General features: G+C 71.6%; 19 protein-coding genes. 3 read left to right on the forward strand and 16 right to left on the reverse strand.

All coding sequences use genetic code 11. The annotated features are described in order from the left end of the window. Positions 1-153 precede the first annotated feature (153 nt). The gene (locus tag WMF11_RS10795) at positions 154-2,667 is read right to left on the reverse strand and encodes a TonB-dependent receptor plug domain-containing protein (RefSeq protein ID WP_437977397.1); all 2,514 of its coding nucleotides are present in this window, start codon (positions 2,665-2,667) and stop codon (positions 154-156) included. A 190-nt stretch (positions 2,668-2,857) separates the two neighbouring features. On the opposite strand from WMF11_RS10795, the gene WMF11_RS10800 reads away from it, so the two are divergent. Then, a complete protein-coding gene (locus WMF11_RS10800) occupies positions 2,858-3,820 on the forward strand; it encodes a DNA/RNA non-specific endonuclease (RefSeq protein WP_437977398.1) in 963 nt (320 codons plus the stop codon). Between the two features lie 9 nt (positions 3,821-3,829). Here WMF11_RS10800 and WMF11_RS10805 read toward each other — a convergent pair whose 3' ends face one another. Beyond that, positions 3,830-4,240 (reverse strand): nuclease A inhibitor family protein, encoded by a 411-nt coding sequence (locus tag WMF11_RS10805; protein WP_437977399.1) that lies wholly within the window; start codon positions 4,238-4,240, stop codon positions 3,830-3,832. 209 nt (positions 4,241-4,449) lie between these two features. Here WMF11_RS10805 and fbaA point away from each other — a divergent pair, with 209 nt between their 5' ends. After that, entirely contained in the window at positions 4,450-5,523 is a 1,074-nt protein-coding gene (gene fbaA, locus WMF11_RS10810) for a class II fructose-bisphosphate aldolase (RefSeq protein WP_437551623.1), read from the forward strand. A 108-nt stretch (positions 5,524-5,631) separates the two neighbouring features. On the opposite strand, the gene WMF11_RS10815 is transcribed toward fbaA, so the two are convergent. Both WMF11_RS10815 and WMF11_RS10820 read right to left on the reverse strand, forming a co-directional pair. After that, positions 5,632-6,045, reverse strand: coding sequence for a hypothetical protein (locus tag WMF11_RS10815; protein WP_437908335.1), 414 nt, complete (start codon positions 6,043-6,045; stop codon positions 5,632-5,634). A gap of 127 nt (positions 6,046-6,172) precedes the next feature. Beyond that, positions 6,173-6,538, reverse strand: a complete 366-nt coding sequence (locus WMF11_RS10820) for a hypothetical protein (protein WP_437908336.1) — start codon at positions 6,536-6,538, stop codon at positions 6,173-6,175. A 371-nt stretch (positions 6,539-6,909) separates the two neighbouring features. Here WMF11_RS10820 and WMF11_RS10825 point away from each other — a divergent pair, with 371 nt between their 5' ends. Then, a complete protein-coding gene (locus tag WMF11_RS10825) occupies positions 6,910-7,131 on the forward strand; it encodes a hypothetical protein (RefSeq protein WP_437977400.1) in 222 nt (73 codons plus the stop codon). Positions 7,132-7,185: 54 nt separating this feature from the next. On the opposite strand, the gene WMF11_RS10830 is transcribed toward WMF11_RS10825, so the two are convergent. From WMF11_RS10830 to WMF11_RS10885, 12 genes are all read right to left on the reverse strand, one after another. Further along, positions 7,186-8,097, reverse strand: a complete 912-nt coding sequence (locus WMF11_RS10830; protein WP_437908337.1) for an HTTM domain-containing protein — start codon at positions 8,095-8,097, stop codon at positions 7,186-7,188. After that, entirely contained in the window at positions 8,094-8,639 is a 546-nt protein-coding gene (locus WMF11_RS10835) for a hypothetical protein (RefSeq protein WP_437908338.1), read from the reverse strand. Before WMF11_RS10835 ends, WMF11_RS10830 begins: the two co-directional genes overlap by 4 nt. A gap of 26 nt (positions 8,640-8,665) precedes the next feature. Then, positions 8,666-11,107, reverse strand: coding sequence for a hypothetical protein (locus WMF11_RS10840; RefSeq protein ID WP_437977401.1), 2,442 nt, complete (start codon positions 11,105-11,107; stop codon positions 8,666-8,668). 144 nt (positions 11,108-11,251) lie between these two features. After that, complete coding sequence (locus WMF11_RS10845) at positions 11,252-12,508, reverse strand: trypsin-like serine peptidase (protein WP_437977402.1); 1,257 nt, start codon at positions 12,506-12,508, stop codon at positions 11,252-11,254. Positions 12,509-12,644: 136 nt separating this feature from the next. After that, complete coding sequence (locus WMF11_RS10850; protein ID WP_437977403.1) at positions 12,645-12,908, reverse strand: cation:proton antiporter; 264 nt, start codon at positions 12,906-12,908, stop codon at positions 12,645-12,647. Between the two features lie 119 nt (positions 12,909-13,027). After that, the gene (locus tag WMF11_RS10855) at positions 13,028-13,678 is read right to left on the reverse strand and encodes a superoxide dismutase family protein (RefSeq protein WP_437977404.1); all 651 of its coding nucleotides are present in this window, start codon (positions 13,676-13,678) and stop codon (positions 13,028-13,030) included. A gap of 476 nt (positions 13,679-14,154) precedes the next feature. Further along, complete coding sequence (gene mnhG, locus WMF11_RS10860) at positions 14,155-14,730, reverse strand: monovalent cation/H(+) antiporter subunit G (RefSeq protein ID WP_437977405.1); 576 nt, start codon at positions 14,728-14,730, stop codon at positions 14,155-14,157. Continuing rightward, positions 14,727-14,993 carry a monovalent cation/H+ antiporter complex subunit F gene (locus WMF11_RS10865; protein ID WP_437551645.1) on the reverse strand — a complete coding sequence of 89 codons (267 nt, stop codon included), beginning with the start codon at positions 14,991-14,993 and terminating at the stop codon, positions 14,727-14,729. Before WMF11_RS10865 ends, mnhG begins: the two co-directional genes overlap by 4 nt. Beyond that, positions 14,990-15,463, reverse strand: a complete 474-nt coding sequence (locus WMF11_RS10870; RefSeq protein ID WP_437551647.1) for a Na+/H+ antiporter subunit E — start codon at positions 15,461-15,463, stop codon at positions 14,990-14,992. Before WMF11_RS10870 ends, WMF11_RS10865 begins: the two co-directional genes overlap by 4 nt. Further along, complete coding sequence (locus tag WMF11_RS10875) at positions 15,460-16,971, reverse strand: proton-conducting transporter transmembrane domain-containing protein (RefSeq protein ID WP_437977406.1); 1,512 nt, start codon at positions 16,969-16,971, stop codon at positions 15,460-15,462. Before WMF11_RS10875 ends, WMF11_RS10870 begins: the two co-directional genes overlap by 4 nt. Continuing rightward, on the reverse strand, positions 16,968-17,315 hold the full coding sequence (locus WMF11_RS10880) for a Na+/H+ antiporter subunit C (RefSeq protein WP_437977407.1): 348 nt from the start codon (positions 17,313-17,315) through the stop codon (positions 16,968-16,970). Before WMF11_RS10880 ends, WMF11_RS10875 begins: the two co-directional genes overlap by 4 nt. Beyond that, positions 17,312-17,731: a Na+/H+ antiporter subunit B gene (locus WMF11_RS10885; protein ID WP_437977408.1), complete on the reverse strand. Its 420-nt coding sequence runs from the start codon at positions 17,729-17,731 to the stop codon at positions 17,312-17,314. The genes WMF11_RS10880 and WMF11_RS10885 overlap by 4 nt, the downstream gene beginning before the upstream one ends. Position 17,732 lies beyond the last annotated feature (1 nt).

The following is a 17,732-nucleotide window of genomic DNA, read 5'->3' on the forward strand; positions in this document are numbered from 1 at the left end:
ATTTTTGTGGCTCCGCTGCATTGCGCTCGCGGGGGCACGGGCGATCGCGCCCCCGCGGGTGATCCCGGCGATCCTCGGCGCGGCGCGGGCGCGCAGCCGCGGCGCTCCTGGTGAGCGCGAGCGCTGCCCGCGGCGCGATGACGTCAATGCCGCTCAGAAGGTCGCTTCGGCGCCGATGCTCGGCAGGATGATGGGTCCGAGCGTCTCGGGCTCGCATCCGCGCAGGAGCGAGCACTCGTATTGCAGCGTCTCTTTTCCAGCGGTGGCGTTGAGCACCTCGACCGTGAGCGAGAGGGTCCGTCCTTCGCGGAGGATCCACCGCTTCTCGAGCCGCACGTCCAGCCGGAAGAACGCCGGCAGCCGCTCTGGCAGGCTCAGCCGGCGGACCACCTGGGCGATCCGCTCGCGCAGCTGCTCGCGGCGCCGGATGTCCTGCTCCGTGTCGGGGCGGTCGTCGTTGCCATCCGGGCGCTGCCCATCGACGCCGTCGTTGTCCCAGAGGTCGTAATCGACCGTCATGGGAATGCCGCTGTAGAACACCGCCCTGCCCCCGAGCTTCCAGCCGCGGCCCACGTCGACAGCGCCCGCCATGTTGAGCACATGGCGGCGGTCGAACGCCGAGTCGAAGCTCTCCCGGCCGACATGGCGGACGGAGCGGGAGAGGGTGTAGGACACGAACCCTCCGATGCGCTTCGACAGGCTGCGATGCGCGTGGATCTCCAGCCCGTGGGCGCTGCCGTCGCCGCGCAGCTCGGCCCGCTGCGCGAGGCCAGCGTCGGTGCCGGGAGGCCGGTTGCCGAGGGCGTCGCTCAGGTCGAGGAAGCCGCTCCGGAACCCGGTGATCGTGGCCTTGATCTCCCCGGGGAGGCGGAGCTCGACGCCGGCGCTCGCCAGGAGCCCCGTCTGCACGTCGCCGCGCAGGCCGCCCACCTGCATGCCGGGCACCGCGCCGAGGAAGCTCGGCGGCTGGTGGGTCACGCCGAAGGCGCTCAGCAGGGCGACGCGCGGGGTCGCTTGCAGCCGCGTCGCGAGCCGCGGATCCACCGTGGCCCTCGTCGCGCCGCCGGACGCGAAGAGGTCGCCGCGCAGGCCCGGGACCACCTCGAACCCGGGCGCGACGCGGACGACGACGTCGGCCCAGAGCCCCGCGGCGAGGTCCTCCCGGCTCGTGAAGAGGCGCGCGAGCGCCCTGTCGTTCCGGGTCGGGAAGTCGCCGTCGTTCTCGCGGATGTCGATGTCGAACCGCTCCAGCTGCGCGTCGGCGCCGGCGCGCGCCGTCAGCCGCTCGGAGACCGGCGCGGACAGCTCCACGCGCGCGCCGACGAGGCGGGCGCGCCCGGCCCGCTCCCCGTCCTGGTTCTCGCTCTCCTCGTGGCCGAGCGTGATCGCGTGCCGGAGGCGGCCGCCGCGCGCGAAGAACCTGTCGTAGCGGAGGTCGAGCCGGTGGAAGTCGCCGGCGAGCACCACGTCCTTGTCGCCGTCGTCCTCGATCTGGGCGAGGTAGTCGTGCGACCCGAAGGCGAAGAGGCCGACCCGGTCGTACGGCGAGGCGTCGTAGGTGACGCGCGCCTGGTAGTCCCAGTAGCCGAGCTCGATGCCGGGCGAGAAGAGCGCGAGCAGCGCGCCCGGGTACGCGTAGCGCCCGCCGACGAGCGCGGTGCCGCGGCCGTCGGCCCAGGGCGCCTCGACAAGGGCGCCGGCGTCGAAGAGCCGGAGGTTGGCCTCGCCGTGGAGCAGGCGCGCCGGCTCCCGGGTCTCGCCGGCGATGACGCCGCCGGTGTAGCGCCCGAAGCGCGCCGGGAAGCCGCCGGGGTAGAGATCGACCCGCTCGACGAGCGCCGGGTGGATCACGCTGGGGCCGAGCGCCACGTGATAGAGCAGCGGGACGCGCACGCCGTCGATGAAGTAGCCGACGTTGCCCGGCGGCGCGCCGCGCACGAAGAAGTACGGCACGCCGGACGCGATGGGCGTCACGCCGGGCATCGCCTCGATCGCGCGGAAAGGATCGCCGAACGCGCCGGGCACCTGGCGAACCTCCTCGCGCGTCATCGAGGTCGTCATCGGCGCCCCGCGTTCGCCCACCACCACCACGTCGATGGCCTGCGCGGCAGCCGGCGGTGAGGGCGGCACCGTCGCGACGCTCCCGCGGGGCGGCGCGGGCCCGGCGGGCGCGGCAGGAGGCGCGGCGGGCGCGGCAGGAGGCGCGGCGGGCGCGGCAGGAGGCGCGGCCGGCGCCGCGGCGCGAGGATCGCGGAACCTCACGGGGAACAGGATGCGCGCCCCGATGGGCCGCCCGTCGCGCCGGGCGGGCTCGAACCGCCACGACGGCGCCGCGCGCGCGGCCGCGCTCGCGAACGGCTCCTCGCCCTCCACCTCGACCGCGCCCACGGTGCCGTCCGCGTACACCGTGATGCGGGCGACCACGGTCGCATCACCGACGCCGCCGGGCGGGTAAGGCGCCTCGGTGGGGCCGATCGGCGACGGCATCGTGACCCGGGCGCCCTGCGTGGCCGCCGCGGGCGCCGCAGGGGCCTGCTCCTGCGCGGGAACCGCCGTGGCCTCGCCGTCGGTGAAGGCCACGAGGGCGCCGGTCGCCGCGGCCACCGCGACGGCCGCGGAGCCGCGCGTCCTCCGGCGTCGCAGATCGCTGTGCTCCGGCTCCTCCATCGGCGCTCCGGAAACCATGGAGAGTCGCGGCGGCACGCTCAAGCAAAACGTACCGGCGCGCCTTTCGGGCCGAGCGCTGCGTGCCTCACCCAGGTCGCGCTGGACGACCGCGCCGTCCCTGCCGTAGATAGCTGGCAGCGTCGACGTGGGCTCGAACAGGAAGCGACAACAGAAGTCCTGGGGTTCGCGCGTGCTCGTCGCGCTCCTCGTGACCGGGCTCAGCGCGGTAGGGGTCAAGTGCGGCCTCGATCGCGTGCTCGAGGAGCTCGGCCTCGACCTCGGCGGCGACCGCCCCTCCAGGCCATCGCCGACGCCCGGCCGATCCGGCAGCGCGTCGCCGCCGAAGGGCGCTCCGCCGAAGGACGCGCCCTCCTCGCGCCCGCCCGCGCCGAGCCCGCATCTCGAGCTCGGCGTCCCGGCCCGCACGGGAGCGCGCGCCGCGCGGGTCGACGCGTCCGACGATCACCTGATGATCAAGCCCCAGTACGCCCTCTCCTACAACCGCTCCAGGAACGTGGCGAACTGGGTCAGCTGGAGGCTCGACGCCGCGTCGTTCGGGGACGCGCCCCGCCACCGTGGCAAGTTCCTGGCCGACAGCGCGCTGCCGGACGGCTGGTACCGCGTGCAGCACGACGACTACACGGGCTCCGGCTTCGATCGAGGCCACATGGTCCGCTCCGAGGAGCGGACGCGGAACCCCGACGACAACAAGGCGACGTTCCTCCTCACGAACATCCTGCCGCAGCGGCACGAGCTCAACGCCGGTCCGTGGCTGAGGCTCGAGGAGGCGTGCCAGGAGCTCGCGCAGAAGGAGCGGCGGGCGCTGTTCCTGATCGCCGGCGGCCTCTTCGACGAGCGCGAGCGACCGGCCGCCACCATCGGCAAGGACGTCGCCGTGCCGGACGCGTTCTTCAAGGTCGCCGTGGTCCTCGAGCCGGGGCAGGGGCCCGGCGACGTCGGCCCGGCGACGCGGGTCATCGCGGTGGTGATGCCGAACGAGACGGGCATCCTCGATCAGGGCTGGGGGCAGTACCGGACGACGGTGGACGAGATCGAGCGGCGCGCGGGCTACGACCTCATGACCGCCCTCCCCGAGGCCGTGCAGCGCACGCTGGAGGCGCGCGTCGACGGCGGGCCCGCCGGCGGTCGCTGAGCCGCGCGCTCAGGTCTCGACGACCTTCGTCACGAGGCCGAGCCACGCGCCGGACGGATGGCGGCCGACGACGTAGACGTCGATCGCGACGCGCCCGACGCGGTAGACCCGGACGTCGGCCAGGTGGCGCTCCAGCAGGTCCACGAGCCGCCGGTACCGCCCCGCCTCGGCCAGCGCCGCGTCGCCGGCGTCCGCGGGCACGTCGATCACGGGCGCGAAGAGGTCGCCCGCCGTCGTGACCTCGACCGGCGTCGCCGTGTCGAGGCCCTCGGCCGCGAGCAGCGCGGCCGGCGAGGAGGCGTCCCCGCGCGACCGGAACGGGCGCAGCTCGTGATCGGACTCGCTGGGGAACAGCAGGCCCTGCGCGGCCTCCGCGAGGGACGCGAGGAGCTCTTCGGGCGAGATGGATGAGGCCTGCATGCGGATCTCCGGGCGGCTGCTCGGCGAGGGCAAGCTCGCCGTGGGGTGATCATTCCACCGTGGAGCCAGCGGAGAATCCGCTTGCTCCCTGGGCTTTGGCGATGGTACCCGGACCCGCCCGCCCTGCGGATCCGATCCACCCTTCCTCTTTCCTTCGCCGCGTTGCATGCTCGGGCGAGACCCGAGCAACGAACAAGGATTCAAGTGCCATGTCCAAGATGAAGCTCAAGCCCGGCGTGATCACTGGCTCCGCTCTTCAGGAGCTGTTCGAGTACATGAAGAGCGTCGAGTGTGCGCTGCCGGCCGTGAACGTGATCGGCTCGCACAGCACGACCGCCGCGCTCCAGGCGGCCCGGGAGGCCAAGTGCCCCATCATCATCCAGTTCTCGAACGGCGGCGCCCACTTCTTCGGCGGCAAGTTCCTGGACAACAAGGGTGAGAAAGCCGCCATCGCGGGCGCCGTCGCGGGCGCGCACTACGTGCGGAACCTGGCCGAGGCCTACGGCGTGCCGGTCATCCTGCACACCGATCACGCCGCGAAGAAGCTCCTGCCGTGGATCGACGGCCTGCTGGAGCACGGCAAGAAGTTCTTCGAGAAGAACGGAGAGCCCCTGTTCTCCTCTCACATGCTCGATCTGTCCGAGGAGCCGCTCCACGAGAACCTCGAGATCTGCCAGAAGTACCTGCGGCAGATGGCGGCGCTGAAGATGACGCTCGAGATCGAGCTCGGCGTCACGGGCGGCGAGGAGGACGGCGTCGACAACAGCGGCATCGACAACTCCAAGCTGTACACCCAGCCCGCGGAGGTGCTCGCCGCGTACGACGCGCTGAAGCCGATCGGCAACTTCACGATCGCCGCGTCGTTCGGCAACACGCACGGCGTCTACAAGCCGGGCAACGTGCAGCTCCGGCCGCCCATCCTGAAGAACTCCCAGGACGCGATCCAGAAGGAGCGCAAGACGGGCCCGAAGCCTGTCGACTTCGTGTTCCACGGCGGCTCCGGCTCGTCGCGCGAGGAGATCCGCGAGGCGGTGTCCTACGGCGTCATCAAGATGAACATCGACACGGACACGCAGTGGGCCTTCACGCAGCCCATCAAGAAGTACATGGACGACAAGGGCGCCTACCTGAAGTCGCAGCTCGGCAACCCCGAGGGCGAGGACAAGCCCAACAAGAAGTACATCGACCCGCGCGGCTGGCTCCACCTCGGCGAGAAGGGCGTGGCGGCGCGCCTCGTCGACGCGTGCAAGGACCTCAACTCGTTCGACAAGTTCGAGTTCTGATCCGCGGCGAAAGCGAAGGCCCCGCTCGCGCGGGGCCGGAGCGACGCCTGTAGAACCGCGCCGCGGCGACACCGCGGCGCGTCGCTCAACCCGCAAACGGCTGGCTGCTCACGAGGGCGACGGGTGCGCCGCGCTCAGCGAGCGCGCCGGCGCCGCGACGGCAGGGCGGCGGCGAGGCAGCCGGGAGAGCGGCAGGCCGAAGAGGCCGAACGCGGTGAGCTCGATCCCCAGCACGGGCAGGAAAGCGAACCCCGAACCCCCGGTGGCAAGGAACTGCACGAGGGCGATCGGGGCCGCGATCGACAGGAGCGCTGTCGGGTACGTGACGCCGTGAAGCAACGCGAGCAGCACGCCGACGATCCCCACCGTGAGGCAGCCGTCGACGCTGGGGGTCATGTCCAGCGCGCCCGGCGTGCGCAGCGCGGCGCGGATCCACAGCAGGGAGCCAGTCGCCAGGAGGACCATCGCGATCGGCAGGTTGGCCGAGGAGCGGGTCGCCATCTTCGGTATCTGGAAAGCCATGGTTCCGGCCACGACAGCACGCGATGTGCCATCACGGCTCCCAGGCGGCCGCGGGCGGCCGGCGCGTTGCGTGATGCAGGGAGTGCGGGGCGGCGCACGCCTTGCGCGCCACGAGCCCCCGGTCCCATCAGGGCGAGGGCGGGCCGGGCTCCTCGCCCGCGCCGGGCTCGCCCGCGTCAGGGCGCTCGTGCGTTCGTTGTGGACGCGCCGGCTCGAGGGGCGCGAGCCGGATGCCCAGGTTGAGGAGCTTCACACAGTCCTGCTCGCACGTGGGCCGCCCGCCGGGGAGAAGCGAGCAGTGTGCGACCTCGACGGACTCCTCGGAGCGGCCGTCGACGACGAGTCGGCACCGCACGGGAGCCCCGGTCCGTGGACAGACCAGGGTGGTCTCCGAGGTGTGGTAATGCCGCCGGGCGAGCAGGCTTCTCGTCCCGACGATCAACCCCACGACGCCTCCAGCAGCCGCCAGCAGCACGACGAGCCAGTCTGCCATCGCGACCCCCCTGTGAAGAGCGCTGCGGCGTCCACCGCAGCAGGTACGACGCAGCAAGGGGTGCGCCACGCGCTTCGCCGAGGCGTGGGCCCGGCCGGCGCGGCAGGGCCCGTCCCTCGTGCATCGTCGATGCATTCCGCGCGCCTCTAGGCGCAGGGCGTGCGCCCCGGAGCCCGGGGCGAAGCGCAGCAGCCCGCCCCGCCGCCGAGCGACGACCTGAGGAGCCGTGAAGAAGCACGGGAGTCGACGGCAACAGGCGCGAGCCGGGTGCGGTCCTGGCGGCTCGCCACGGCGGCGCCGCGGGTCGACATCTTCCGGCTCGATGATTGCAAACCTCTTTTCATCGGCGGATGCCGCGGGAGGAGGGCGCCATGGCCTGTCATCTGGAGGAATCGGACAAGCTGGTGTGGATCGAGGTCGAGGGGGGTGGCACCGAGCCACGGACGGTGCGCTGCCCGCGGCGGGCGGCGACGGTGGACGCGCGGGAGTGCTTCGCCTGCCCGCGCTACGCGACGCTCGCGATCCATCCGAGCGGGAAGAAGGTCTATCTCGTCTGCGAGCCGTTCGACGAGGAGCCGAACGAGCCCTCGTAGCGGCGCGCGAGCCCGGGAGCGCCCCTCACGACCTCCCGCCCCCGATGGCTGCGTTCACGCGCGGCGCGGGCGCCTCAGATCGCGCAGCTTCTCCAGCTCGAAGAACCCCGCGAACGCCACGCCGAGCAGCGGGTACGGGAACAGGATCGCCATCGTGAGCAGCACGCCGAGGTGGAAGAGCCACGCGGCGCCGCAGAAGACGACAGCGACGCGCCGGCTGAACAGGGCGAGCGGCGCGCCGAGCTCCATGGCCAGGCTGGCGAGCGCGAGCGGCGGGAACAGGAACGGATAGCGGACGAGCGCGCCGCCGAGCGGCGAGTGCGTGTCGCCAAGCGCGATCTTCCGGACGTTGTCGTAAGCGATGTAGTTGCGGAGGATGTCGCTCGTCGCCCAGTCGAGGCCGCTGTTCCGGAGCTTCGTGACCCCGGCGATGAAATACGACATCACCGTGATCGCGCAGAATAGCCGGATCGGCCAGCCATAGCGGCCGTCCGGCGCCGGCGCGGGGGCACGCTCCGACGACGCGCGCGCGGCGCGCGCGTCGAGCGAGTGCGCGTCCGCCGCGGCCCCGAGGCCGAGCGCGATGACGTGGAGCGCGAGGAGGTTCTCGGTGTGGAACACCATGCCCCAGGAGCTCCGGTAGCTCAGCACCCAGAGCAGGAGCGCGCCGAAGACGGGCCCGGCGACGCGGAACCGGTAGCCCGCCACGAACGCCGCGCCGGCGGCGATCGCCGCGCCAAGGAGGCTCTGTACCGCCCAGAGGGGGAGCGGCGCGGACAGCACCGCGACCACGCCGACGGGCCTGAAGCTCTCCGGGGGCAGGTGGCTCACCCGCTGGAAGTGCACAGCGCGGACGCAGAGGTACACGAGGGCGAAGCCGCCGACCAGGAGCCGCAAGAGCGCGAGCCGCTCGGCGGGCGCCTCCGCGAAGAAGGCGCGGTCGAACCGCGCAAAAAGCCGCCTCATCGCGCGCCCACCTTGCACGTCGCGTGGAGCTTGGCGTCAATCGGGGCCTCCTGCCCCTCGAAGAACGCGACGGCATCGAAGGTGTCGGTCCGGATCTCGACCGCGACGACATCCGCGTAGCCGTCCTGCGCCGCGACGCGCGACGCGATGCCGCGGCAGAGCGCGCGGGCCGCGCGGGCGCCCTGGCGGATGCTCTGCGCCAGCGTGGCCTTGGCCTGCAGCACCTCCTCGCTGCCCACGAGGCGCGGCGGGATCGGCCGCCGCCCGCCCCGGGAGTCCACGCCGACGGCGCGCTCCACGGCGGTCCGCGCGTCGTGGCGGCCCCACGAGAACATCGGGTAGGTCGACAGCGGAAAGCTGTCGACCGGAGGGCGGCGGAACAGTGGGGCGAGCATGAGGAGCAGGAACGCGGCGGTCACGCCGTACGCGTACGCCCGGCGCTCGCCGAAGCGAGCGGCCCCGCGCGGGCTCGATCCACCGCCGGCCCCGGCGCTCACGGCGCCGCCCTGCGGGCTCGGTCCACCGCCGGCGCCAGCGCTCACGACGGCCTCTCCCTCGCCGCCCGCGCTCACAGAGGCCCCGCCGCCGGCGCGCTCCGCCCTGGCACGAGCCCGAGCATCCGGCCCCCGTGGCCGAGCGCGGCCCAGGCGTGCTGCACGTAGTCGATGCGGATCCGCGGAGACGCCATGCTTTCGCTGAAGCCCCCCTCGATGATCACGTCGCGGCTGCAGGCGAAGCAGGTCGCGGGCGACCACTGCTGCCGCACGAGGAACCCGAGCACCCGCCGCATCAGCGCCTGGTCGGGCGCGAGGTCCTCGCCGCGCCCCTCCTTGACCGCCATCGCCGCGGCCAGCGCCTCGCCGAACCCCGCCGTCGCCGTGTTGTGCGGCGGCAGCACGTTGCCGAACCCGTACCCGCCCACGAGATCGGGCGTCACCTTGCTGTCCTCGTCGAGCACGAGCCGCGACTTGAACGCCACGTAATCGAGGCAGAACCGCTCGTAGTCGTCGCGGCGGTGATGACCGAGCGCCGCGCGCGCCGCGAGGCAGTGCCAGTTCTCCTCCATGTACACGAAATCACTGGCGAAATGGTCCCAGTAGCGGTTCGCGTAGTAGTCCATGGCGCGATCGACGGCGGCGCGCACGGCGGTCGCGGGCGGGTACTCGGGGCTCGGCTCGCGGGCGGCGAGCGCCTCGAGCAGCGTCAGCGCGAGCACCGACTGGCCTCCCTCGTAGAGCTGCGTCGGGCCGAGGACGGGCGCGACGCGCGCGAGGTCGAGCTGCGGCGCGAAGCCGCCGTCGTCCCGCTGCGTGGCGAGCACCATCCGGGCGAGCCGCCCGATGAGCGCGTCGTGCGTTCCGTGCGCGTCGCGGCACGAGAGGAACGTGACAAGGCTGAGCGCCGTGGGGTTGAGGCCCGCGATCGTCCCGGGGCTGTCCTTGGGGTAGAAGAGCGCGCCGACGGAGTTGCCTTCGCCGGCCCTGCGCTCGAGCTTCGCGAGCAGCCCGAGCGAGCGCTGCACCACCTTCGCGAGCTCCGGCGACGCAGGCATGCCCTCGGCGCCGACCCCGAGCTCGCACAGGGCGAGCGTCGTGCCGGCCTGCCGCGCGATCGAGAACCCGTCGAACGAGGCGCGCCCGGTGAAGGGGTCGACGATGTAGCGGAACATGCCGTCCTTCCGCTGCGCCCCGAGGATGTAGCGCTGGGCCGCGGCCGCCGCCTGCTGCGCGGTCGCCTCGGTGAGCGGGACCGACGGCTCTCCGATCCGCGACAGGAGGTGGAGCCCGCCGTCGGCGTCGACGGCGTAGCTGAGCGTCTCGATCCGCACGAGGCCGTCCCGCAGCGCGGCGCCGCTGGCGGTGGGGCCGCCGGGCGGCTCGGGCTCGTCGAGGGCGCGGCGCAGGACCGCGAGATCCACGCCGAAGCGGAAGTCGGGGACGCCGGCCAGCGGCGCGTTCGTGTTGAACGCGTCGAGCGCGATGAGCTGCCACGGCATGAGGCACCGCTCCGCGAGGCAGAGGCCGTCGAGCCCGGGGCGCAGCGACAGCCCGTCGAGGCCCGGGCCGGGGGAGGCGAGCGGCTGCGTGGCCGAGACGACGTCGATCTTGAGCGGGCCGCGCAGGGCCTCGGCGAGCGCGCCGCGCAGCGCCGCCGCGGCGTCCTCGCCGGGGGCGGGCTGGAGGCAGCGGGTCGCGACGGCGGCGCGCTCGGGGTCGCGGCCGCCGGTGAGGTGGGTGACGACGAGGGTGGGGCGGTCGGGCTCCGGGGGCGCGGCGCACGCGGCCGGCGCCGTGGTCATGAGCGAGGGCGCCTTGGCCGGCGGCGGCGGGAGCGCGTCGAAGGAAGCGAGCGCCTCGCGCAGCGCCGCCCCGGTGCGCGACGGCGCGCCGCCCGGCACGGGCACGACGTCGGCCTTGGCGACGCGGTGACGGAAGAGCAGCGAGAGGGCGGCCAGGACGAGCAGCGCGGCGAGCGCGGAGAGCGCGGGCGAGGGCCGGCGCTTCGCGCGGAGCAGGCGGAGGCCGCCGGTCGAGGCGACGCCCCAGCACGCGAACGGCAGCGTGAGCAGCGCGACGACCGCCCAGACCGCGAGCAGCGCCGCCGCGATGCCGGTGCCGAGGCCGCGGTTCAGCGAGGCGACGTAGACGGCGGAGGAGAGGAGCCCGAAGCTCAGGAAGGCGAGGTAGCCGAGCGAGCAGAACGACGTCGCGCGGAAGGCGCGCGGCGCGAGCGGGTGGGGGAGGAGCGAGAGGACGGCGGTCGCGGCGTGGAGCAGCGCGAGCGCGGCGGTGGCCACGGCGAAGAGCGTCCACGGCCGGAAGGGGAGGGAGAGCGCGGCCCAGGCGAAGACGGGGGCGTGCAGGGCGCTGAGCAGCCCGACGGCCCAGCGGCGCCCGGGCGGGCGCCGGGAGGCGGCGCCGCGGCTGGCGAGCGTGGGGGATTCGGCCGGGGGGGCGCTGTCCTGGAGCGGCTCCGAGGGCGGGGGGGGATCGGTGTCGGGCGCCTGCATGGTGCGGCGACGCTTAACACGGCGCCTGGCGCGCACGATCGCCGCTGTTACCCGATCGCGGCGCGAGGGGCGGGCGGGCTCAAGGCGCTCGACACCGGCGCCGTTGGCCTGGAGCAGCGGAGGCGCGACACAACTGTGTCCGACTCAATTGTTGACGCAGCTGATGAGGTCGCCGGCGTCCGCGCAGATCGCGGACATCTCTGTTCCTCCGTTCCTGCAGGAGAACCAGGCGACGTTGGCGAGGTGGTGGAGGCCGAACGCCCTGCCCGTGCCGGCGTCGATGATCGGCGACCCGCTCGATCCGCCTTCGCTGTCGCACGAGTAGCCGATCTGCGATCCAGAGAGCGTGCCGGAGTAGGTCTGATCGATCGCGTCGATCTGGCAGCGGAGGGTATGCGCGTCATCCCTCCAGAAGCCGATCTCTTTCGGGCGCCCGCCCGGGTGCTGGATGAAGTTGATGAGGTTGCCGACGCTGGGTGCCTTCGTCGTCGGGGTGAGCACGCCCCAGGTCGTCTGGGGGTCGCCCGATAGCTGGATCAGCGTGTAATCGAGGCCACCTCTGGAACGGGTGCGGGTCCGGCTATTCGTCTTGAGGAGGGTGCTGCCAGCGAAGCGCTGATCGGTTGCCATGGTCGAGCGAAGGCAGTCCATATACTGGTAACCGAAGCGGGCCTCGACGCTGGTCGCCTCTGTCTGGGTGCTGATGCAATGGTTGTTGGTGATGAGCGTGTTGCGGTTTTTCCCGGCGATCAGCCACCCCGTGCACACGTACATGCCCCCGTCTCTCACGAAGCTCAGCCGCGCCACAGGTCTCTGCTGGGCGTTGAGGTCGTGGCACGCGATGGCTTCGCGGCCCTCCGTGGCGCACACGATATCGGGCGTGCCTCCGCCGGGCCTCCTCTCGAGGGAGACGCTGTGCGGCGTCGCCTCGCCCGACGTCACAGGATCCGGGGCGAGCGCGAGCGTCCCGTGGCCGATGTCCGCGATCGAGAACCCGTGGCCACCGCCGGTGCGGCTGTGCAGCTCGACGATCGCCGTCTCGCCGTCGATGGCGAACGCCCAGACGTCGCCGTCCCCGTTCGGGCCGCGATCCTCGTACCGGAACGACTGCGCGCCGTCGGGGCTCGAGACGGTGACATAATCACCCTTCGCGAGAGAGAAGTCGTTGAAGTGCACGCGCACGAACGTGGCGCCCGGCGAGGTGATCGCCTGCTTCCAGCCACCGGCGTACGGGTGGGACGTCTCGGCCGCATACGCGATGACGTCACCCGCCCGGAGCGGCCCGGGCGCCGTCTCGAACCCGTCTGCGTCGTCGGTTCCGCCTGCGCCGGGAGCGTCCACGTTCCCAGCACACCCCGTGAGAGCGAGGAGCGACCCAGCGACCAGCATCATTCTGTTCATTACAACCCCCCTTCGTCCCGGCTCGCCACATGGAAGCGGCGCAAGCGGACGAACCGCATAGGATAGGATAGGGTGACGAGGCTGGCAAACACGCCTTCTCGCCGAGCGCCGGGGGCGTCGAGGTGCGGCTCTGGTGCTAGGCCTCGAAGATGTCGCGCACGCGGCCGAGCTCCGCCGGCTCCACGAGCACGTCGAGCCTGTCGCCGGCCTCGAGGATCGTCTGGCCTCGCGGCAAGTGCGTCGCCACGGGCATCGTCAGCGCAACGAATGCGATGATGACGATGGCCCGGGTGGTGACGGCCGGGTCGTAGAAATGGAGGGCGGAGGCCGAGATGATGCACGTCATCCCGAACACCGAGGCCCTCGATGTCACCTGGAGGCGCGTGAACAGGTCCGGCATGCGCAGTGATGCCTTCGAAGAAAGTTTCCGAGTCTCGCTCGCTGGCCACCCGCCGCGGGATGGTAGCCGGGGGGCCGATACGCCCCCCGGAGGCCCGGACGGACGAGCTCCGCGGAGGGTTACTCCTGCTCGATGAGGCCGCAGCCGATGCGGCCGCCCGCGTCGGGGTCTGCCGCGGCGTGCACGACGATCGCGTACTTCGTCACGTCGGTGTCCGCGTCATCGCCGACGGTCCAGACGTCGGTCCCGCGCTTGACCGTGTGCGTGCCCTTGCCGCTCGCATCGCACGTGAAGCTGCCGAGTCCTTCGCCGTTGGGCACCCAGTGGGCGCCCGCATCATTACCGTTGCTGCCGCAGCTCTTGTTCTCGTGGATGTGAGCGGAGTGCTCGCCTTCAGGGCAGCCTGACAGCGTGATGGTGAGCGTCACCTCCTCTCCGGTCTGCGCGAAAGCCGCGCTCCCGGTCAGGCCGCTCGCGTTCAGCCCCTGGATCTCCGCCTCGGCCCGCAGGGACGCGCCGCCGCCGTTTCCGCCGTCACCGCCGCCGTTTCCGCCGTCACCGCCGCCGTTTCCGCCGTCAGCGCCGCCGTTTCCGCCGTCACCGCCGCCGCTCCCCGACGCGGATGTGCTCGTCGAGGCGTCGCCCCCGCCCGAGCCGGCCGTGGACGACGTGCTGCTGGTGCCAGCGGGCGATTCCTCGTCATCCCCGCACGCGGCCAAGAGAGTGCTGGCCCCAAGGGCGAGCAACGAGAGCTTCAACCACCGTGACATAAGTCTCCTTTTCTCGGCGTGACCCGAACAGGCAGGCAGTTGCCCCCCGGACGCGATCAAGCCATCGAGGGCACGAGTATGTCCAAACACGGCGAGCGTCCAAGCAGTTCCGTCACAAAAATCATGCATCGGTCGCCTATCCGGCGACGGAATTCCGTCGATCGTAGAAAGATGTGGCCCCGCTGCCCTGCTTCGGCGCTCCGGCGTGCGCGGTGGGGTCTATCCAGCCCTGAGCGCTCGCGTGGAGGAGGCTGTGGCTGTCCTGGCAGCGAGACGATCGTAGTCTCGAGCGAGCCAAGCGAGAAAGTCCTGGTTCCTGGGAGGGCCGTCTGGCCAGCCCGCACGGATGCGATCGGCGAGCTCGAGATCCCAGCTCCCCAGGCCCTCGCGGATGAGCGAGAGGCGCGCGTCCCAGGGGCCCTTGCGGTTCCAGAGATTGAGCGTGAGGATACGGAGCCGGTTCATCAGGGATCGAGCTAGGCCTCGAAGATGTCGCGCACGCGGCCGAGCTCCGCCGGCTCCACGAGCACGTCGAGCCTGTCGCCGGCCTCGAGGATCGTCTGGCCTCGGGGCACGACCGTCCCGCCCTCGCGGTGAACGGCGCGAATGAGCACGCCGGCAGGCAGGCCGAGCTCGGCGATACGCTTGCCGATGACGGAGGCCCCGGGCGCGAGCTCGAACGTGCGGGTCCTCGGCTCCGTGCCGGCGAGGGTGTGGGTCGCCGGATCGTAATGCGCGGCGAGCTCGTTCACCACGGTCTCCGGCGAGAGGGGCGTGCTCGTCGTGTAGCCGGCGCGAGCGAGCAAGTGCGTCGCCACGGGCATCGTCAGCGCCACGAACGCGATGATGACGATGGCCCGGGTCGTGACGGCCGGGTCGTAGAAATGAAGGGCGGAGGCCGAGATGATGCACGTCATCCCGAACACCGAGGCCTTCGATGTCACCTGGAGTCGCGTGAACAGGTCCGGCATGCGCAGGATGCCCACGGCCGCGAGCAGCATGAAGATGCATCCGACGATGAGGAGCGCGCCCTCGACGAACTCGAGGATCACGACGTCTCCCCCTGCCGCTCGAGGTAGTACGCGAACGCGATGGTGCCGAGGAAGAAGATGAGCGACAGCACCATCACCGCGTCGAGGAGGACGCCGTGATCGGTCACCATCGCGTAGAGGGCGATGCCCCCGCTGCCGACCGTCGCCATGAGGTCCATGGCGACAACGCGGTCGGGGAGGCTCGGCCCAAGCAGGAGGCGGATGAACGCGACGACGAACGCCACCGTGACGACGGCGATCGCGACGAGCAGGAGCGGGGTCATCGGAAGAGCTCCTTCACGCGGCGCTCGAGGTCGCTCTTGATGGTCGCGCGCAGCGCGTCGGCGCTGTCCACGAACATCGCATGGACGAAGAGGACCGTGCGGTCGCCCGAGACGTCGAGGCCAAAGGTGCCTGGCGTCAGGGCGAGGAGGATCGTCAGCACGGTGATCTCGAGATCGGTCGTCAGATCCAGGGGGACCGCGACGATGCCGGGGCGGCTCTTTCGCCTGATCGAAATGACGTCGCGGGCGACCCTGAGGTTCGCCCGCACCATCTCTTTCGCGAAGAAGAGCATGAACGACAGCACCCCTGGCAGCTTCTCGAAATAGGTCGTGGGGCCGAGCAGGCGCCGGAGCCAGAGGAGCAAGAGGTACCCGAGGAGGAAGCCGAAGACGAGGCCCCCTGCCGTGGCGCGGCCGGTCAGGCCCACCCAGACGATCGCCAGGAACAGATTGAGGACGAGGGCTCTCATGGGCGACCCTCCCCCAGCACGGCGCGCACGTAGTCGGTCGGATCGGCGAGCTGCGCGGCGGCCCGCCGGACGACGGCGAGGAGCGGCTCGGGCGCCATTCCGAGCGTGACGCCCAGCGCGGTCAGGAGGACGACCGGCACGTACAGGAGCGCGCGACGCCGCGCCCCGCTCTCGCGCGGGGCGAGGTCGGCCTCGGCGGGCGCGGGCTTCCAGAAGGCCTCATTCCATATCTTCGTCATCGAGATGAGGGTGACGAGGCCGACGGCGAGGCTCGTGGCGACGACGGCCGCGGCCCCCCGCGAGCCGACCTCGAGCCCCGACCGCACCAGGATGAGCTTGGCCCAGAACCCCGACAGCGGCGGTATGCCGGCGAGGGAGAGGGCCGTGACGAGGAAGCAGGCGGAGAGCCCGGGGCTCCGCGCGAGGAGCCCGCCCTGAAGGTCGAGGGAGGCGTCTTTCCCGCCGGATCGCATGATCCCGCTGATGAGAAAGAGGTTCGACTTGATGATGGCGTGGTGCAGGACGAAGAAGATCGCCCCCGCGAGGGACGACAGCGTGAACAGGCCGAGGCCCATGACCATGTAGCCGACCTGGCTCACGCTGTGAAACGCGAGGATGCGCCGGACCTCCCGGTGGGACACCGCGCCGAGCACGCCGACGGCCATGGTGAAGGCCGCGATCCCGAGGAGGAGCGCGTGCGTGGCCTCCCCGTCGCCCACGAAGAGGAGGGTGAAGCTGCGCACGAGGGCGTAGACACCCACCTTCGTCAAGAGCCCCGCGAACAGCGCGGTGACCGTCACGGGGGGCGTGTGATACGAGTCCGGCAGCCAGAAGAAGAGGGGGAAGACAGCGGCCTTGATGCCGAACGCGACGAGGAAGATCATCGCGAGGGTGAACCGGATCGGCGGCGCGAGGCTCGGCAGCTTGAGCGAGAGATCGGCCATGTTGAGGGCGTGCACGGACCCGTAGAGGATGCCGAGGCCGGTGAGGAACAGGGCGCTCGAGATCAGGTTCATCGCGACGTACTTGATCGCGCCCTGCATCTGCGGCCGCTCGTTGCCGAGCACCAGGAGGACGAAGGAGGCGATCAGCGTCACCTCGAACCAGACGTACAGATTGAAGAGGTCGCCTGTGACGAAGACCCCGTTCGTCCCCATGAGGAGCACGTGCATGAGCGGGTAGAACCCGTGCGCCCGCCGTCCGCGGTCGATGTCCGACAGGGAGTAGATCGACGTGACGACCGCGATGACGCCCGAGAGCAGGACCATCAGCGCGGAGAAGAGGTCGGCCACGAAGGTGATGCCATACGGCGCGGGCCAGCCCCCGAGCTGGGTCGATTGAATGCCTCCCCGGTGCACGGCGCGGAGCAAGGCGAACCCGACGGTGAGCTGAAGGACGCTCCCGACGAGCCCGAGCGCGCGCTGCCTCCCCACGCGCCGGAAGGAGAGGAGCGAGAGGGCCGCCGTGGCCAGGGGGACGAGGACGGGCAGGACGAGGAGCACCTTCATGGGCGGGTCGATTCGAGAGAGTCGATGTCGTCGCTGCCCGTCGTCCGATGAACGCGATGAAGGAGGACGACGGCGAACGCGACGACCGCGAAGCTGATGACGATCGCCGTCAAGATCAGCGCCTGGGCCACGGGATCGGCCGGCGGCGCGTGGAAGGCCCCCTCGCCCTTGGGGATCAGCGGGGGACGGCCGCGGACGACGCCGGCCGCCGTGAGAATGAGGAGGTTCGTCCCGTGCCCGAGCAGCACGAGGCCGAAGGCGAGCTTCACGATGCTGCGCCGGAGCATGAGAAACAGCCCCGACGCATAGAGCCCGCCGACGACGATCGCGAGGAGGACCGTCATGAGCTCATCTCCGCGGCCATAAGGAGGATCATGAGCACCATGCCCATCACGGCGGCATACACGCCGACGTCGAACAGCACCGGTGTCCCCACCGAGACGTCGCCGAGCCCCGGCACAGGGACGGTCGCCCACACGCCTTGCAGGAAGGATCCGCCGGCCACGAGCCCGATGACGCCCGAGAGCAGGCTCGTCGAGAGCCCGAGCCCCATGAGCGTCTGAGGCGCGACGCGGAGCAGCTTCCGCGTCGAGGGGACGTCGTGAGCGAGGATGTGGAGCGAGAACGCCGCTGCGATGATGAGCCCGCCGAGGAAGCCGCCCCCGGGCTCGTTGTGACCGCGGAGGAGCGCATAGATCGAGACGATGATGAGGAGCACCATCAGGACCGGCGTTGCGGCGCGCAGGATGACGGAGGGCATG

The organism is Sorangium sp. So ce295, from assembly GCF_051527405.1.
In the GTDB taxonomy this organism is placed as follows: Bacteria; Myxococcota_A; Polyangia; order Polyangiales; family Polyangiaceae; genus Sorangium; species Sorangium cellulosum_B.

Bases quoted from the DNA above. Each gene is read 5' to 3' on its own strand.
- WMF11_RS10815 (WP_437908335.1), bottom strand. From the start codon at position 6,045: ATGGCTTTCCAGATACCGAAGATGGCGACCCGCTCCTCGGCCAACCTG.
- WMF11_RS10870 (WP_437551647.1), bottom strand. From the start codon at position 15,463: ATGAGAGCCCTCGTCCTCAATCTGTTCCTGGCGATCGTCTGGGTGGGC.
- WMF11_RS10875 (WP_437977406.1), bottom strand. From the start codon at position 16,971: ATGAAGGTGCTCCTCGTCCTGCCCGTCCTCGTCCCCCTGGCCACGGCG.
- WMF11_RS10855 (WP_437977404.1), bottom strand. From the start codon at position 13,678: ATGTCACGGTGGTTGAAGCTCTCGTTGCTCGCCCTTGGGGCCAGCACT.
- WMF11_RS10795 (WP_437977397.1), bottom strand. From the start codon at position 2,667: ATGGAGGAGCCGGAGCACAGCGATCTGCGACGCCGGAGGACGCGCGGC.
- WMF11_RS10820 (WP_437908336.1), bottom strand. From the start codon at position 6,538: ATGGCAGACTGGCTCGTCGTGCTGCTGGCGGCTGCTGGAGGCGTCGTG.
- WMF11_RS10830 (WP_437908337.1), bottom strand. From the start codon at position 8,097: ATGAGGCGGCTTTTTGCGCGGTTCGACCGCGCCTTCTTCGCGGAGGCG.
- WMF11_RS10805 (WP_437977399.1), bottom strand. From the start codon at position 4,240: ATGCAGGCCTCATCCATCTCGCCCGAAGAGCTCCTCGCGTCCCTCGCG.
- WMF11_RS10825 (WP_437977400.1), top strand. From the start codon at position 6,910: ATGGCCTGTCATCTGGAGGAATCGGACAAGCTGGTGTGGATCGAGGTC.
- fbaA (WP_437551623.1), top strand. From the start codon at position 4,450: ATGTCCAAGATGAAGCTCAAGCCCGGCGTGATCACTGGCTCCGCTCTT.
- WMF11_RS10850 (WP_437977403.1), bottom strand. From the start codon at position 12,908: ATGCCGGACCTGTTCACGCGCCTCCAGGTGACATCGAGGGCCTCGGTG.
- WMF11_RS10865 (WP_437551645.1), bottom strand. From the start codon at position 14,993: ATGACCCCGCTCCTGCTCGTCGCGATCGCCGTCGTCACGGTGGCGTTC.
- WMF11_RS10840 (WP_437977401.1), bottom strand. From the start codon at position 11,107: ATGCAGGCGCCCGACACCGATCCCCCCCCGCCCTCGGAGCCGCTCCAG.
- WMF11_RS10845 (WP_437977402.1), bottom strand. From the start codon at position 12,508: ATGAACAGAATGATGCTGGTCGCTGGGTCGCTCCTCGCTCTCACGGGG.
- WMF11_RS10880 (WP_437977407.1), bottom strand. From the start codon at position 17,315: ATGACGGTCCTCCTCGCGATCGTCGTCGGCGGGCTCTATGCGTCGGGG.
- WMF11_RS10885 (WP_437977408.1), bottom strand. From the start codon at position 17,731: ATGCCCTCCGTCATCCTGCGCGCCGCAACGCCGGTCCTGATGGTGCTC.